Here is a 15418-nt window from a genome sequence, read left to right on the forward strand (position 1 = left end):
GAATAGCGAGTAATACTGGTGTATCAACAAACAATTTAGATCCATCAGTATCACTTTTGCTTAGCAAGGCTGTTTTTATTTTTCTGAATGTTTCGCTTTCTCTAAGAAATTGGTGCCAGCCGCTTCGTCGATAATATGCACAGCCCTTTCTGCTTCAAATGATTTTTGCATCGCTTCGGCCGCATAGTCACGAATAGTCTGACTGGCGGTAGAGATATAAAAAGTGATGAAAACAGCGATCAAAACCACATTGATTGCATGCGCAAAGTAAAGTTTGCTCGTCATTTTCCTTTCGGATTCTTCAATCTCACTGCGAAGCAGTTCAACAACGTCATAATTCGTAAGGTTTTGTCGTGTTTTTCGAGGCTGCATCATATTTATAAATTCATTATTAGTTTTATCCAGATTAACACTTCTTTCTTACACCGCGCTTAACAAGCATAAGGTAATTAGCATGGTGTATGATAAATTTATTATCACTAGACTATAAGTTATAGTGCATTAGGGGTTAAAAAAAGGTGCGACTTGCACCTTTCATTTCATCGCGGCCTAGAGTTAATGAATAATCATCGTATAGCTACCCAATAACAAGGCAAGCAGCCAGACCGGTATGTTTTTATATTTAAGTAATGCATAACCAATTACCACAACAACAACGTCATGCCATGAAACAATGGCGCTAGAAATAACCGGTGACACAAAGGCACTTGCGAGCAATCCGACCACGCTCGCGTTAACAAGTGCAATTGAGGCTTTCAGTTTTGCGTGTGCAAAAATGGCTTCCCATGTTGGTAAGAAAGCAAACAAGAGTAATGCACCAGGCAAGAACACAGCAACCGTGGCAACAAGGCTACCCGTAACTGGTGATTCAGGAATAACAACTGCCCCTAAATAACTCGCCATGGTAAACATAGGGCCAGGAACAAGCTGCGCAGAAGCATAAGCAGCAAGAAAATCATCACTCTGAATCATCCCTTCTAGCATTGGCTGTAATAGTGGCAAAACAACATGACCACCGCCAAAAACAAAGCTACCAGCTTGATAAAAAATATTAAATAATCCCAGCTCGGCACTGAACGCGCTGATTATTGGAAGACTGAACAGCAACACAAAGAAGCTGGCGAGCAAGCCTTTGTGCGGGGCAATTTTTGGCAGTTCTGCCTTACTATTCGTCGACGTATCCCCCTTTCTATGGCTAATAACAAGCCCGACAACAGCCGCCAAAAGTATCGGCAGTATCTGCCCAAGTAAACCCGTAGAGAAGGTAACCCAAACACCAGTTAATGCTGCTGCAGCTATGGTTGCGGTTGATACTAAGTTCTTTTTAGCCATTCCCCATACTGCGTCAGCCACCACAATGACAGCAAGCAACTTTGCGGCTTGAATAAAGATATTCATGGCATCGGCATTAATAGAATCAGTACTGGCTACCGCAAGGAATGTGAGCAACGTAAAAGAAGGGAATGTGAAGCCAGCAAATGCACTTGCAGCGCCCATGTAGCCTGCACGTTTAAAGCCAATATACATACCTAATTGACTGCTCGCAGGGCCCGGTAGAAACTGGCACAATGCAACAGCTTGCGTGAAATCATTCTCTGTTAACCATTTCCTTTTCGTGACAAATTCACGTTGAAAAAAGCCGATATGAGCAGCGGGCCCACCAAAGCTAAACAAACCAAGAACAAAAAAGCGGATTAAAACTTCAAACATAACTCCTCCTGTAATGGGGGAATTTTACTTTTTTGCACTAGATTAATGAAAACGTTTAAATTGATAGTGTCAATTAATAAGATTAATTATTGGGTTGTCGATATAAGCGGCTCTTCCATGTTTTATGCACGTCGTAACTAACTATGCATAAGGTTAATTAAGTTACTTTAAAATCAGTGGTATAATACCTCTTCAGTGATAACGGTATTTCTTTATGCTAGAAAATCTACAACAGATGGTTATCTTGGCAACAGTCGGCCATGAACAAAACTTTACCCGCGCAGCAGAAAGGCTGGGGATCTCTAAATCTCAAGTCAGTAAACAAATTCGTTTTTTAGAAGAACGTTTAGGTTGCCAACTTGTGCAGCGAAGCACTCGTACTGTTGCGTTAACAGATATTGGTCTTCAATATGCCGAATATGGGCAGCAACTTGTTGATACAGTGAATGAAGCTGAAGCCATGGTTGCGGGTTATCGTAATGAAATTAAGGGTGTGCTACGTGTTGGTATTGCCCAATCATTTGGTAATGGCCACATTACGGCAGCACTGGCTGAGTTTCAAAAAGCGCATCCAGATCTTGAGCTTGAAGTCAGCCTTTTCGATCATCGTCCTAACTTACTCGAAGAAGGCTTTGACTGTTGGGTCGCAATTCACGAGCACCCGCCCGAGGGGATGGTGGCACGTAAATTATCTGAGTGTGAATTTGCTGTTGTGGCTTCCCCTGCCTATATCGAACAACATGGCGAACCCAAAACACCAAGCGATTTACGCCGACATAACTGTATCACTTATCAAAGCCGTGAACGCCAATACACCAATTGGGAATTTAGTCGTGATGGTGTGAACCAATCTGTACCTGCTCGTGGTAATTACCGTATCGACAATGCGCCCGCAGTGCTTGATGCCGCAACCGCTGGTTTAGGTATCGCCTACTTAGCAACCTATCTAATAACGGATGAGTTTGATACCAACAGGCTCGTGCGATTATTGCCAGAGTGGAAAGCAAATGTGAATTTGCCTATCTATGCTGTTTACCCTCGCCGTAAATACCTTGCACCAAAAGTGCGAAGCTTTATCGATTTTATGGCTGAGCGTATGTCTGTATTTCCTTACAGTAAGCCCAACCCTATCTTAAATTAAACACTTCCCCTCTGATGCGGTTATTTTGTTGAATAACCGCAAACAGACACTTGTACCAATCTCTCAATATTGAAGTTGTGATCCTGCCACTTTCCACTAAACCTTTAAGGGTAACCTTTTTTCGTTTTAGGCTAAGTGATGCGATACGTACAAGAGCTTCTATCCGTGATTTCTTACTGGCGAGCACTTGATTTCAAGGCTGCTTCTATTCGCTTAATCGCGGTATTATTGCTGATAGTGCTTTCAGCTTGTGCCAATCAAAAATCTAAAAGTAATGCTGTTAATGCCTCCTCAAACAACGGGGTGACAACGTCACGATCAAGCACGCCATCTCCTGATGCTAAGGTGCTCTTAACGACACTGCCTGAACATCGCGATGTCATATTGTTTGATGTGAACAGCTACGAGCTCACCACACAGGCACAGTTAATATTAGATCCCATCGCGATCAGATTAAAAAACTACCCTGATACTTACTTACTGATTGTTGGCCATAGTGATGATGACGGCAGTGATGAAGACAATATTGTTCTTTCTTACGAGAGAGCCTTTAGCGTTGCCATTTACGTTACGGCGGTGTTTGGAATTGAAGAAGAAAGATTGCAGATTATCGCAGCGGGAAAAGATGAACCCGTTGTTACAGGTAGCGCAGCTTTAGATAAGCAACAAAACCGTCGCGTCGAAGTGATATCGCCACAGGCTATCGTGCGAACATTAAGCCCTATCGATGGTAAAAAATAGCGTTCGGCTGATATAACGTTTATCGCTATTCAAATAAGTAAGTGTTCAGTTTCTTACGTAGGGAAAACGATCCGTTACTTTGTTGGATTGGTATTAGATTTCAGATACAAAAACGGGTGAATCACTTCACCCGTTTTTTTACTGACTATAAAATATCTATATAGCGTTACCCTTGCTGCTTCTCCGCTGGGTAGGCGTACATTTTCTTCAAAATTTCAGCAACACCCGTCGATTGCGACGCTAGCTTATCTTCAAACATTTGGCGTTCTTTCGCAGTAACAGATTCATGATCAATACCTGCTGCAAGGTAGTTTGCTGGGAACAGCTTATAATTCTGTGTAATTTGACGGTCGATCTCTACCGCTAGCTCTTCAGGTGTTTCAAAAGAAGAACCAATCACGTCGCCAAAGCTAACATGAATACGGCGCTTTTCACCCACGATACCTTTGATAATGCTATCGATATCTTCAAGCTCACCTTTTTCATAACTGCCTTTGGTGCGAATTTGATCCAGCTCTTGCGCTTTGGCAATATCACACGGATCATTTTCGTAAGAAATCGCAACAGGCACAATGTTCAACGACGCCATAAACTCAGAGAAGCTCTGTTTACGCTTACGCCCTTCCATATTGAACATTTTCAAGATAGCTGGCTCAGTTTTATCATTACCATCTTTCGCTCGGCCTTCTTTCTGAGCGATCCAGATTGAATGACCTGTTTCGATAGAATCAGCAATGTAGCTCGACAATAAGCCAAGTGCTTTCATCATCTCACGCGGTGCTTTGATCGATCGCTTAACAATGAAGCTCTTGTTCAAACGCATAAGCTCTGTCGCACATGGTTTCTTTAGCAGGTTATCGCCAATCGCGATGCGCACTGATTTGAAGCTTTGATTAAACAGGCACCAGTTAACAATCGCTGGGTCCATGGCAATATCGCGGTGATTAGAAACAAATAAGTAGGCTTGGTTTTTATCTAGCTTATCCAAACCACTGTGGGTAATTGCATCACACGATTGCTCTAGTGTCGCAGCCATGTATTTAGCCACATGATTCTGAACATCTTCGACTGTGTTGATGTTTGACCATTTATTCACAAGAAAGCGACGAATGATCGGGCGAAGTAACCAACCAAAAATGCCCGATAGCTGAGGAAAGCGGTAATTTAGAATAGCAGTGATGAACTCGTCGTCATTCACAAGACGCTCAATTGCGCCGTTAACTTCGCTGTCGTTGTAAGGGCGAATTTCTTTATAAATATCGTTAGTCGTATGCACAATTATGCTTCATCAATAATAAAAACTGGATTATTTTACGCAGAAAAAACTGCATTCATAGTGATGCAGCGTAATAAGGCGCATGGTTGGAGGTCTTACCAGAGCAATTGTTCTACTCTGTGCCTGATTAAGCATCAGATTACCGTAAAATCTTGGATAATGTCAGTGATGCTTTGCTTTTCCGTTACAAAAGTCACCAATTAATTCGTGTCTTCAACCAGATGTATTGACGACTAAGCTAAAAGCTATCACTATGTGCGGGCTTTTTTGCAAGAGAATACGTATGAAACAAGCTATTGAGTTTACCCACCAGCAGCACCCCTACTTATCTGTTGGCCCACGCCGTAAAAGCATGACTTCTTATATGGTTGCAGTTACGCAAGGTGCGGCACTTATCCGACTTGGTAAAAATGAACATCTAATACCGCAAGGACACGGTTTTTGGGTACCTTTCGACTGCTTACATGCATTAACTATTTTGCCTGGTAGCCAAATTAAACGTGTAGATATCTCTGCTCGCATTACCCACCCTGTGTGTACCGAAGCTGGCTTCTTTTCGCTATCTCCTCTTGTTTGCGTTTTACTTACTGAGCTTGAGAACACACCACAAGATCAACAACTGTGGGATGGTCCATACGGGCGTTTGCTTGCTGTACTGAAAGATCAACTTGTGAATATTAAGGTCGATAACAAATCGCTCTGTCCTGATCTGAGTAAGCATTACCAAGAATCTCTGAAAGTGGCGCTTAAAGGTGACAAGGTAACAGATCAACCTGCAGCAAAAGTGATTACTGAAAAGCTACACATTAACTTGGCTGAACTTGAAGTGACACTTCTGATGCGAGAAGCCCTAAGGCTTGCACGTTCAGGACGTAAGCCAGAGAAAATCGCAGAAGAACTTAGCGTTGAACTCAAATACCTTGAAACGCTCTCTTTACCTATTTTAGGTAAACCTCTCGCTGCTTTAAATGCGTAAGTACTTGTAGTTACTTGTTGATGAAATAAAAAAGCGATGTCGATGAACACTCGGTTCAATCGCATCGCTTTTTAACAAGTAGATAATACGGCAAGAGGAAAGGTTACTAAAACTGAATGCCGAGTTCTATTCACTTGGTTCTATGCTATTTAAGCGGAATTTCTAACTGTAAAAAAACATCACTCGACTGCTTTTCATGCCAACGGTAATCAAACCTAAAGCGTAATGAATCTGGGTCTTCGCCCCCTACGCCAAACGACATCAATAATCCGTATTGACGAATCAAGTCTTGAATATCTTTGATATTCTTAATGTCGACCTCTTCCTCTTTATATTCATCTGGCATCCAAAAACCAAGCCCATAAAAAGTAGAAGCTGCGCGGGCACTCATGACGGGGGAATCATCTTCAACTAAACCTGTCCAACCATCCCAAAACTCGCCGTTAAACTCATGATCTTCTTGCCAGTTAGGCGCATCATTATAGTTGAGCAAATTGGGATCGATAAGGTATTCAGGAATGGTAACTACACTACAACGGCGATCATGCAAGGCATTATCGTTGGAAATGACAGAAGCTGCGGAATAAGGGTTACAGGAGAGTGCAAAAGCATCAGCAGAGATGAATAAAACACCGCTGATACCCAGTAACGTTAATTTGATCTTACATACACTCAAAACAATGCCTTATAAATCACTCGGAACCTAATACCCGATACAACGATCAACCAAACTTAAATCGAGGGTCTTCTATTAACATAGTAGCTACTTTAGGTGTAGTTAGATGTGAAATAGAGCAACTCTCTGCAAGTTTATCACGAATTAATGTGCTTCTTATTTTTAGCGTCTCAGGACAAGCAAGCACTTGCCATGACGCGGTTATTGCATCTGCCTTATAAAACTTATGAAAACTCGCCAAATTATCGGGTCCGATAACAAAAGTTAGCTCTGCATCGGGAAACTGCTTTTGCAGTTCTGTTAATACTGCAAAAGTCGTAATGGCTTCGTCACCAACGGCCATTGCTTCTTCTATACGACACAGCTCAAGATTGGTTTGTTCACTGTCTTCAATAAATGCCGAGACAAGTTCACAACGTGCATCGTAATCGAGCATTACTTTTCCCCACGCGTGGGTGTAGCTAGGGAGCAGTAATACACGGTCAAAACGCGTTAGTCGCTTTAAAACAGACAGATGACCTAAACTAGGTGGATTAAATGCACTTCCAAATACGGCAATAGATTGTGACATGCGTTTAAGCCTCTTATTTATGCGTTTCTGTAAATAAATGCCAGAATAGCATTGATCATCAGTAAGAGTTATCGCATGATTTTGCTAAAGCTTTAACGCATTTATTCACTATTGTAGCCATTTAGGATTCAAGTGAACACAATTTGGGCAAAGCCCGAGGATTACGTAACGATGGAACAGCTAATTCGTGCAGAAATGCGCGTACTACCAGAAATTGACGTGGATTTTGAAATTCAACGCCGTGTCGCTTTTATTAAAAACACAATGAAACAATCAGGCTGTAAATCCATTGTGCTAGGGATAAGTGGTGGCGTAGATTCAACAACTTGTGGCCGCTTGGCACAACTGGCGGTTAATGAGCTAAATGCAGAATTAGACACTCAAGATCACCAATTTATCGCGGTACGTTTACCGTATGGCGAGCAACAAGATGAAGACGAAGCACAAAGCGCCTTGTCTTTCATCCAGCCTTCTCAATCTGTCAGTGTGAATATTAAAGATGGCGTAGATGGGTTGCACGCAAGTACTCTATTCGCCCTTGAGGGCACAGGCCTGACACCTAACGATTCAGCCAAAATTGATTTTGTTAAAGGCAACGTTAAAGCGCGTGCTCGTATGATTGCGCAATATGAAATTGCAGGGCTTGTTGGTGGCCTTGTATTAGGTACCGATCATTCGGCTGAAAATATCACAGGCTTTTATACCAAGTTTGGTGATGGTGCTTGCGACCTGGCCCCTCTGTTTGGTTTAAACAAACGTCAAGTTCGCTCACTGGCCGCTAAGTTAGGTGCACCAGAACAACTTGTCGCTAAAGTACCTACTGCTGATCTTGAAGAGTTAGCACCTCAAAAAGCCGACGAAGATGCGCTACAAGTTAGTTATGATGAAATTGATGACTTCTTAGAAGGCAAAGCGGTTGAAGCACACGTTTCTGAGCGCCTAGTAAGCATTTATAAAGCAACGCAACACAAACGTAAGCCTATCCCTACGATTTACGATTAATCGTCGCTGTAGACTTCTCACAGAGAACTTCATGCGTAAAAAAAGATCAGGTTTGGCCTGATCTTTTTTGTCTCTTCATGATTCTTTGTATCGTCGTTATATAATCAACAAGATAATTATTGCTCGGTCATAGGATCAATCAAATTATCAAGCTCCCACCAAATGGCTTCACATAACCCTTTGCGATACACCGCTTCTTTAAATGACGCATGCTCCAATTTATACATATCGTAATGGCGTTCGGAAGACGACTTACTTGCCCTTACATTTGCGAGCCGATCACAAGCTTTTACGATCAATGCTAAGCGTGCTGATTCTTCATCTGCGTTTAATGATGCGAGTCGTTGGTTAATCATGGCTTTACGTTTTGCACGATCTTCTAGTTTACCGTCGGTCATATAGCTCACGGCATCGGCAACCAAAAATCCAAAATCGGATGCGAGTTCATCGACGGTCGTTTCTGTATCTTCCATCACATCGTGTAGCTGCGCGATGATCATTGCATCTGTTCCAAAGGGTGTCGCTAAACGTGAAACCGCTTCTAAATGCACATAATAAGGAAGTTCACCATAATATTGTCCACTATGCTTGCTCCTTGCCAATGTCCGCGCTTTTAGATAACGATTATTCATTTCTTTTCACCTTCATACCAAATAGATGTCCGCTTTTCCCGTGGCGTATTTCATTACTGACTGCAATGGGATCTATGAATAAGAAACAGGTTTTAGCCTTAATTACAGTATTAGTATATTTGAACTTAATAGGGTTGCTGATTCTGGCTTTTTTGTATGAGATTCGACGCACAAACTGAATAAAAAAACGGCACCTCCATAACGAAGGTGCCGTCCTATCGAATCATTTGAACATCGCGACTTGGTATAACTGGGCTAAACACCTAACTACACCACTACCGCGTATTGTTTCTTCTGAGTCAGTTATTCTGAATCAGTTATTCTGAATCAAAGTCTTCTGCTAGTTCTTGCTCAGACTTTTGCTGCGCTTTTGCTCGTGCAGCAGACTCACGGATCTCATTGGCGATTGTTTGAATAGCTTCACCACTGCTCATGCCATTTGCCATTAACTCGTGAATACGTTCTGCGGCAATTTGTTGTTCTGCGTGAGTCAGTGTTGTTGAATTAAACATAGTAATAATGCGCCTGATATCTTGAAAGGAGCGACATTCTATAGCCAATTGGCGATGGTGTCACTCCTCACGTTTTTAACCCGGACGACCATCCAAGCGAGGTTTAGTTAAAATCGGGAAATAAACGATGGTAAAAATACCAAATGCCAGTGCCCACAATACCGCTGAAATAATATAGCCATTTAAGACCATGGCAGGTAACAACATGATGAATACAGTTCTAACAAGCACACAGCCAATCATGATAATAAATGCACCGACGATAAGGCGCCCTACTTTCAGGTTACGACCTGTATGCCCTAACGATACGCGTGCCATCATGGCTAGGATCATGCCACCCATTCCACCGACTGTCACAAAGTGCAACGCGCTGCTGTAGCCAACAGGGCCCCCCGCATAATGCACACCCAATAATAGCAAGCCGACAACCATTGCCGCATAAGCAAAGTGTAGTGACCACAATAGTGGCACTTTACAGGTGCTAAATGTACGCCAGCGGGCAAATCGAATCAGGTTAGTCAAACCCGTAATGATAAATAACGCAGGTAATGAATACTGGTTAATCGCTTCAGGAACAGGCAATAATACGTTTAGCAGCAATAACCAACTAGGGATCAAAGCTAACCATTCAATTTTTTCTGGACGCGTAATTTGCTCTGTATCTGTACCACGCCATGTGAAAAAAGGAATCACACGTCCGCCTACCACAAGTACAATCACGGAGATGACAGTCACCAAAGCCAACGTTAATTGGTGTTGATCAAATTGCGCGAAACCTAGAACGTTAAGGTGCATCGCTGCGTTAATAACAGTCAGCAAGATCAATAAGGGTGTAAAGAACAAGTTATTCCATTGGCGACGAACAATAATAGGCTTTGCCAAGAAGTAAGCGGCTAATGGGATCCAGCTAAGGTCGATGACCATCCAAATGATATGCGGCTGACCAAGTAGCAAACCAACACGAGCAGCGAGCCATAATACAAAAATAGCAGCCAGTTTTGCGCCTCTTACGCCGGGGTTCCCCGTCCAGTTTTGAACGGCTGTCAGCAAAAATCCGATAATAATGGCGCCAGTGAAGCCGATGAGCATTTCATGGCTATGCCACCACAAAGGATTGCTATACATGAGTTGGCTGTTGCCCAATAAACCAGCCCAGAATAAAGCCCACACCACCATAGCGATAACTGAAAAGGCACTGGCAGCTAGAAAGAAAGGACGGAATGCAAGGCGGAACAGTGGCATGATTTTCTGTTCTTTCTCGTTATCAAGGATTTGCATCATGGTGATTACTCAACTTTAAAGATGCATTAATAATACACCTTTAAAGTTATAAGTAAAATACATCTTTATGATTAAACACACTCTCACCTAAATTTTAGCGAAAGTGACTTTCTAAAGGTATAGGCGTAAGTATCGGTGTCGCTATAGATTTAATTATAGAAGGCATAACGGTAGAGATGAGGATTATAACTAGCAGCCGAGCTCTAACAGCCCGTATACATACCGTTATTCTTTGTTGTCTTCGGCTTCTGTTGTTGGCTGCGCATCAACAGGCCTTGTTATGCGTTGAATGTCTAAGATAGAGACATCCCCCTGCCATCGACTTTCAATCAAGCCTACACTTAGCCAATACCGCCCATCAGGTACATCAATTTCAGGCAATGTTGTGGGTAAGCGCCCATCAATTTCTTCAGTCCAGATCGGTGTCCAGCTTAAATCATTAAGGTCGTAAAGGTTAATCGACAATACAGGCGAAGGACAAGCTTGGTTAGGCAGTTGAGACTTTTCAATTCGCCAGTTCTTGCTGTCTTTCCAGCCGATTTTTTGCTTAATTGACGGCGAAGTCAGCAGCACCCATGAAGTCCAACTCTCTTTGGCTTCATTGGTTAATGTAATTTTGTATAAGCCGCCCGCTATGGGTAATTCCAACCGTTTAGTTTCAACGGAAAAATCACCGTTGTCTTCACTCACAGGAGAGCTTGAGATAAGCGCACTATCAGGCCAACGAGCAAAAGTTACATCCGTGATAGGCACGCGCGCCGCCCCTCTCACCGAGAGTTTCAGCATCACTTGGTTTAAATTCTGAATAACTTCACGACGAATCGATAAATTCGAGAGCCAGTTAGGGAGCACATTTTGCGTCAAGCTACGGCCACAGTCTTCTGTGATCGCAAGGTTTAATAAGTTATCAAGGTTAGTTCGCTGCTCCGCTACGGGGGCCTGTTGCCACGCTTGGATCATGGTCTCGAAACTTTCAGATGTATTTCCTTCCAGCAAACGCTGATGGGCAACAGTATATAAATCTTGCCCTAGAAACCATTGTGCAAAAACACTCGGTGTATAGAACACCGAGTGAAGCATAAATAAATACGCTGAAAGTCGCAGCAACTTCATTAAACCGCTGCTTTCATGCGGTAACCCACACCACGTAAGGTTTCAATTTCTATACCCGCAAGTTTCTGGCGCAATTGAAGGATATGGGTATCAACAGTACGCGTTGTTGGATAGTGGTTGTAACCCCATACTTGATCCAGCAGCTCATCACGGGTAAAAACGCGACCTGCATGTTTCGCTAAGAAAACCAGCAGCTCAAATTCGGTCCGTGTTAGCGTGATGTTTTCATCATTATGGGTAACCGCTCGGCTATCTAAATCAATAGCGATCTCGCCCACTTTGATAATGTTGGCAGCCGATACTGACTTATCACCATTACGCAAATGTACTCGAATACGTGCCAGTAGCTCTTCTTCGGCAAAAGGCTTGGTAAGATAATCTTTAGCCCCTGAATCAAGCCCCATGACTTTATCGGTTACCGACACCATAGCGGTAAGCAAAATAACAGGTACTTGCTTAATCGCTAACCAGCCATCAAGGTAAGTCAGTGAATCACCTTCAGGCAGTTGTCGATCTAGCACGACTAAATCGGCTTTATCCCATAAATCCGCAACTTTATTTGCACAATCGGCATATAAGCATTGGTAGCCTGCTTGTTTCAATCCTTCGAGCAAACCATCGGCAAGGTTGTGGTCATCTTCAACCAGTAGCAGAGTTTGATTCACACGGTATCTCCAAAATAAATGTGGTAGGTGGGCCAATCAATTTCATGCGGCCCCCCATTCTACGTATCATCGATTCAACAATTGTAAGACCAAGCCCTAAGCCTTTTTCGCTTACAAAGGGCTTGCGTAATCGGGACCAATCTTTAGCCCCCAACTGACCTTTATCTTCAACCGTAATGATCAGTTTTCCATCCTTGAACGATGACGTTAATGTAATTGGCGTTATGCCATATTTTTGTGCATTGGATAATAAGTTATCAATACACGTACCAAGCCAGTAAACGTTGAGTGATACTGCTCTATCTTCAGGCAATACCAAGTTAACGTCATACGGCTCAGCTAAGTATTCAATCCATTCGTTAAACGATTCAACAGGCGCAACACTCAATTGCTGCTGATTCGCCTGTAAGTAATCTTTACTGGCTTCCGCTAATTGGCGTAAACGGCGCGAGTCATCGGTTAACCTTCTGAACTCATCATAGAGTGATTCAGGCAAAGCATCAAAATGACGACGGAAGCCTTCAACCGTCATGGCTAAACTGGCAATCGGTGTACGCAATTCATGCGTCAGTATTTGCAACACCAACATGCGTTCTTGCATCGCTCTACGGCGGATACGTAAACGATATACCCCCCAACCCACCAGCAAGGCAATATTCGCCGCCGCTAAGCCGACTAATAAATAAAATGTAACTTGCGAGCGGTCTTCATCTTGCCAACATACGTTACCGGTTTTCGCTAAACAAAAGTCGGTATTATCTAAGCGCTTAAACAAAAGCTGATAACGCTCTAACACTACCGACCATGTTGGCTGACCATAAACATGATACTCGTTGCCATTACGGATCCATAACTCACCGTTAGACACAAACGCTTCAGCACCCGCAATAAATACCTCGACCTCTTCACTATTCATGCGCTGTAAGCGACCTAATTCCGTATTAGTTGGCGCTAACGGCTTTTCTTGAATATGAAGAAAGCGCGATAAACTCTCGGCCCTCTCAGGGTGATGCTGAATATATCGGTATGCATAACTACCACCACCAGGATGAATATAACCTGAACGAATGAACCAACCAGCAGGCAGTTTGGTGTTATTACATATTGCACGTGTATAGACCACGGGCTGCGTCACAAGAGGGCTTACAGGCCAAGGGCCTTTACAGCTTTGCGCACTAGCATAAAGCCGCGTCATTGATTTAAGAGGATATTTTGCCGTTTGCGGTAGTAAGTTCGAAGGCTTTAATAATGCATGCGGATATAAACTTTGTAGCTGGCGAAAATCATACGTTGCTAATGGCTCACTCAGTAATAAATCCGAGCGAACAGCATCTAAACGTTCAGGTAAACTTTGTACTGACGCCGTACAAGCCGCTGAAAAGAATAGTGAAAGTAGCAAAGCAGTTTTTTTCATTCGATTAGTTTAGCACTCTACACTGGATCAATGTCAGAAAAATGTCATCGATAACAACAAGTAAAACCTAATATTGGAAAAAAAAGCAGGCTTTGTTTAAGAATTAGGCAATTCAGCCACGTTCGCATCATGCTTACATTTAACCGCATCGAGGCTGGAGTTATAAATCGGTACAAAAAAACCAGCCTATTGGCTGGTTTTATTTGAATCTCAAGCATAGACGCTAGTTAACAACCATTGCCTGGCTATTAATCTTCAGCGTTTGGGTTAGCAGGCTTACGCTTCTTAGGCATAAACACGTTATCACCCACAGCCACGTTATCGTAAAAGCGCTTATCGACTTTCTTCTTCGCTTTAGGTGCTGTTGATTTCTTCGCTGCAACAGGTTTGTTTGTCGTTTTCTTCTTAACAAACTTCTTCTTAGGCGCAGGTTTAAGGCCTTTGAATTTACCTTCTAGACCTTCAATCGTGGTGAATGAAATGTCTTGCTGTAAGAATGACTCTACATTCTTAAAGCTACGCCAGTCTTTAGGGCCAATTAAAGAAATCGCATCACCCTTGTTACCCGCACGGCCAGTACGGCCTACACGGTGAACATATTCTTCAGCATGCTTAGGCATATCGAAGTTAATAACGTGAGAAACATTGTCGATATCAAGACCACGAGAAGCAACATCTGTCGTCACAAGAATCTTATGACATACACGCTCAAACTGGCTCATGATGCTGTTACGTTGCGTCTGGTTTAAGTTACCGCTTAGTGCGACAGCTTTCAGTTTACGCTCGTTCAGCTCTTTTGTTAGGCGCTCGGTATCATCACGTGTTGCCGTAAAGATGATAACTTGCTTGTAATCTTCCGTTTCTAGGATTTTATCCAGTAGTGCTTGTTTGTGATCTAGGTGATCACACAGCATGAAACGTTGAGTAATGTCTTTATGTTCTTCTGCAGAACTACCAATGGCGATTTGCTTAGGTGCGTTTAGCATGTCTGTTGCAATATCCAACACGTCGTTGTGATCTAACGTTGCAGAGAACATTAGTGTTTGACGACGACGGTGGTTAGCCGCGTTGTGAATACTACGAAGGTGCGCTTCAAAGCCAAGATCAAGCATACGGTCAGCTTCATCAAGAATCAGCATTTCTAGACCATCAAGATATGTGCTCTTATGCTCTAGGTGATCGGCAAGACGACCTGGCGTTGCAACCACAAACATAGGGTCTTTACGCAGCTCTTTAACTTGATCGTTAAAGTTTTCACCACCCACAATCAAAGCGCCATCATACGGCGTACCCGCATTTAGCGTACGAAGCTGTGCAAAGACCTGTTTTGCAAGTTCACGGGTTGGTGTTAGCACGACTACGCGTGGGTCACGACGTGTAAATGGCTTGCTACGGTACATACGCTGCATCGCTGGCAGTAAAAATGCCAGTGTTTTACCAGAGCCCGTTTTCGATGAGGCCAGCAAATCCTTGCCAAGCATGGCTACAGGAATTGCTTGTTGTTGAATTTCAGTCGCTTGATCAAACCCTAGGTCGTTGATTTTCTTTAACAGTCGCTGGTCTAATCCAAGATCTTTAAAATGCAAAATGATGCTCCGGTAAAAACGCGTACAGCGTTATAGATGTACAAATATATTAATAACTCACCCTTCGTGACCATGGTCACACTAGAGTGAAAAATGTTAGCAAAGGATTATAACACAAATAT

At 42.9% G+C, this 15418-nt stretch carries 16 protein-coding genes; 4 read left to right on the forward strand and 12 right to left on the reverse strand.

Features of this window, described 5'->3' with window-relative positions; translation table 11 throughout:
* Nucleotides 1-75: 75 nt before the first annotated feature.
* Nucleotides 76-375, reverse strand: coding sequence for a hypothetical protein (locus L4C35_RS14885; RefSeq protein WP_428463623.1), 300 nt, complete (start codon nucleotides 373-375; stop codon nucleotides 76-78).
* Between the two features lie 180 nt (nucleotides 376-555).
* A complete protein-coding gene (chrA, locus tag L4C35_RS14890) occupies nucleotides 556-1710 on the reverse strand; it encodes a chromate efflux transporter (RefSeq protein ID WP_428463624.1) in 1155 nt (384 codons plus the stop codon).
* 214 nt (nucleotides 1711-1924) lie between these two features.
* On the opposite strand from chrA, the gene L4C35_RS14895 reads away from it, so the two are divergent.
* Entirely contained in the window at nucleotides 1925-2851 is a 927-nt protein-coding gene (locus L4C35_RS14895; RefSeq protein ID WP_428463625.1) for a LysR family transcriptional regulator, read from the forward strand.
* Between the two features lie 138 nt (nucleotides 2852-2989).
* Nucleotides 2990-3592, forward strand: coding sequence for an OmpA family protein (locus tag L4C35_RS14900; RefSeq protein WP_428463626.1), 603 nt, complete (start codon nucleotides 2990-2992; stop codon nucleotides 3590-3592).
* A 166-nt stretch (nucleotides 3593-3758) separates the two neighbouring features.
* On the opposite strand, the gene L4C35_RS14905 is transcribed toward L4C35_RS14900, so the two are convergent.
* Nucleotides 3759-4868 carry a 1-acyl-sn-glycerol-3-phosphate acyltransferase gene (locus L4C35_RS14905; RefSeq protein WP_428463627.1) on the reverse strand — a complete coding sequence of 370 codons (1110 nt, stop codon included), beginning with the start codon at nucleotides 4866-4868 and terminating at the stop codon, nucleotides 3759-3761.
* A gap of 283 nt (nucleotides 4869-5151) precedes the next feature.
* Here L4C35_RS14905 and L4C35_RS14910 point away from each other — a divergent pair, with 283 nt between their 5' ends.
* On the forward strand, nucleotides 5152-5844 hold the full coding sequence (locus tag L4C35_RS14910) for a hypothetical protein (protein WP_428463628.1): 693 nt from the start codon (nucleotides 5152-5154) through the stop codon (nucleotides 5842-5844).
* A gap of 145 nt (nucleotides 5845-5989) precedes the next feature.
* Here L4C35_RS14910 and L4C35_RS14915 read toward each other — a convergent pair whose 3' ends face one another.
* On the reverse strand, nucleotides 5990-6520 hold the full coding sequence (locus L4C35_RS14915) for a hypothetical protein (protein ID WP_428463629.1): 531 nt from the start codon (nucleotides 6518-6520) through the stop codon (nucleotides 5990-5992).
* A gap of 46 nt (nucleotides 6521-6566) precedes the next feature.
* Nucleotides 6567-7091 (reverse strand): nicotinate-nicotinamide nucleotide adenylyltransferase, encoded by a 525-nt coding sequence (locus L4C35_RS14920; RefSeq protein WP_428463630.1) that lies wholly within the window; start codon nucleotides 7089-7091, stop codon nucleotides 6567-6569.
* Nucleotides 7092-7262: 171 nt separating this feature from the next.
* Here L4C35_RS14920 and nadE point away from each other — a divergent pair, with 171 nt between their 5' ends.
* Nucleotides 7263-8093 carry an NAD(+) synthase gene (gene nadE, locus L4C35_RS14925; protein WP_428463631.1) on the forward strand — a complete coding sequence of 277 codons (831 nt, stop codon included), beginning with the start codon at nucleotides 7263-7265 and terminating at the stop codon, nucleotides 8091-8093.
* A gap of 116 nt (nucleotides 8094-8209) precedes the next feature.
* Here the strand turns inward: nadE and L4C35_RS14930 are convergent, their stop codons facing one another.
* The 7 genes from L4C35_RS14930 to L4C35_RS14960 all read right to left on the reverse strand — a co-directional run bounded on the left by L4C35_RS14930 (nucleotide 8210) and on the right by L4C35_RS14960 (nucleotide 15296).
* On the reverse strand, nucleotides 8210-8725 hold the full coding sequence (locus L4C35_RS14930; RefSeq protein ID WP_428463632.1) for a phosphohydrolase: 516 nt from the start codon (nucleotides 8723-8725) through the stop codon (nucleotides 8210-8212).
* A 317-nt stretch (nucleotides 8726-9042) separates the two neighbouring features.
* Nucleotides 9043-9237 (reverse strand): YoaH family protein, encoded by a 195-nt coding sequence (locus L4C35_RS14935; RefSeq protein WP_048897903.1) that lies wholly within the window; start codon nucleotides 9235-9237, stop codon nucleotides 9043-9045.
* A gap of 75 nt (nucleotides 9238-9312) precedes the next feature.
* A complete protein-coding gene (locus L4C35_RS14940; RefSeq protein WP_428463633.1) occupies nucleotides 9313-10518 on the reverse strand; it encodes an NnrS family protein in 1206 nt (401 codons plus the stop codon).
* A 225-nt stretch (nucleotides 10519-10743) separates the two neighbouring features.
* Complete coding sequence (locus L4C35_RS14945; RefSeq protein WP_428463634.1) at nucleotides 10744-11631, reverse strand: DUF2861 family protein; 888 nt, start codon at nucleotides 11629-11631, stop codon at nucleotides 10744-10746.
* A complete protein-coding gene (locus tag L4C35_RS14950) occupies nucleotides 11631-12296 on the reverse strand; it encodes a response regulator transcription factor (RefSeq protein ID WP_428463635.1) in 666 nt (221 codons plus the stop codon). Before L4C35_RS14950 ends, L4C35_RS14945 begins: the two co-directional genes overlap by 1 nt.
* On the reverse strand, nucleotides 12271-13710 hold the full coding sequence (gene vxrA / locus L4C35_RS14955; protein WP_428463636.1) for a sensor histidine kinase VxrA: 1440 nt from the start codon (nucleotides 13708-13710) through the stop codon (nucleotides 12271-12273). Before vxrA ends, L4C35_RS14950 begins: the two co-directional genes overlap by 26 nt.
* 248 nt (nucleotides 13711-13958) lie before the next feature.
* Nucleotides 13959-15296 carry a DEAD/DEAH box helicase gene (locus L4C35_RS14960; protein WP_428463637.1) on the reverse strand — a complete coding sequence of 446 codons (1338 nt, stop codon included), beginning with the start codon at nucleotides 15294-15296 and terminating at the stop codon, nucleotides 13959-13961.
* Nucleotides 15297-15418 lie beyond the last annotated feature (122 nt).

Origin of the sequence: Photobacterium kagoshimensis (assembly GCF_050337045.1) — a bacterium.
Classification (GTDB): Bacteria; Pseudomonadota; Gammaproteobacteria; order Enterobacterales; family Vibrionaceae; genus Photobacterium; species Photobacterium kagoshimensis.